The sequence below is a fragment of the Brachyspira catarrhinii genome, assembly GCF_005518285.1.
GTDB classification, from domain to species: domain Bacteria; phylum Spirochaetota; class Brachyspiria; order Brachyspirales; family Brachyspiraceae; genus Brachyspira; species Brachyspira catarrhinii.
The window spans coordinates 1-1,255 of the sequence record NZ_SJDU01000527.1 but is presented as its reverse complement, the minus strand read 5'-3'; the positions used below and the strand labels follow the sequence as shown (position 1 = coordinate 1,255).

2 pseudogenes are annotated in these 1,255 nt (G+C 32.0%); one reads left to right on the top strand and one right to left on the bottom strand.

The annotated features are described in order from the left end of the window. A pseudogene (locus tag EZH24_RS12075) lies at positions 1 to 726 on the bottom strand (TreP protein); the annotation flags it as partial. A gap of 203 nt (positions 727 to 929) precedes the next feature. On the opposite strand from EZH24_RS12075, the pseudogene EZH24_RS12070 reads away from it, so the two are divergent. Further along, a pseudogene (locus EZH24_RS12070) lies at positions 930 to 1,255 on the top strand (sodium-dependent transporter); the annotation flags it as partial.

Sequence of the window (1,255 nt, the reverse complement as noted above, 5' to 3'; positions counted from 1 at the left end):
AACGAAAAGGAAATTTTTCTTTCTCATAACATTCCATAATTCGTTATATTTTTCAATTCCGAATCTATCTATCAAATATTTTGAAAAGAGTCCGCCGTAAAGATAGTAAACTCCAGACGGTCTTTTGCTCCAAAAACCGCTTGCCTGTATAGGAGTTTTAAATTTTCCTTCGTAAATATCTTGTCTTAATATTTGTTTGATTAAAGGGTCGTTCGCTCTTCCGAAACCTTTATAACTTTCAATACTTACCGTAACTCCTTCAATCATAAATAGCGGGACATTCAACCATTGAAGAGTAGCCCAATTTCCCAATACTTTAGTTTGAGCGCCAGCATTTTCAGAAGCTAAACTGAATAAATGGACAAGTTCATGAAGAAAAGTGGCGGCTAATGTGTCTTCCATGTTATAAGTGGCTTCATTAATTCCAGCAGAGTCGTATATCGTTATAGCGGAATATGGAAATAGCGGAGTAGCGTAAGCGTTAAATACATTTACATCGGGAGTAATAGTCACGGGAATTCTTCCATTCACTTTGAAATTAACTTCGCTATTTAAAATTTTAGAATATTCTTCATAAATTCCGTCCGCAATTTTTGCCAATTTTTCCGCCGTTCTTCTCGATTCCATTGGAAAGATTATTTCAAATTTTTCGGTTTGAATAGTGTATAATTTTCTAAAAGGTTTGAAAACGGCATTTTGCGAATAAGACAATTCAAATATAATCAAAAAAGATAATATTATAAATACAATAAATTTCTTCATAAGTATTTTAATAAATAATTTTTTATGAATTATAAATTTTTATATATATTTTTCAAGCGTTATTTATATAAATTCTATATAAAAATTTCTATATAGAGTATTGATATTTTATCTTTTTTTATATATTATATTAGATAAAATTTTAATTAAAAACAAGGAGTTAAAAAATGAGTCATAATCATCACAGAGGTCAATGGGGAACTCGAGCGGGATTCATATTGGCGGCAATAGGTTCGGCTGTAGGTTTGGGAAATATTTGGCGTTTTCCTTATATGGTCGCTTCAAACGGGGGCGGAGCTTTCATGATAGTTTATCTAATAGCTATGTTTACGGCGGGAATTCCTATTATGGTTTTGGAATTTTCTATGGGACATAAAACTCATAAAAGCGCGCCTGGGGCATTTAAATTTTTAAATCCTTCTTGGGAATGGCTCGGTTGGTTGCAAGTGTTTACATGTTTTGGAATAGTTATTTACTACTCCGTTATCATAGG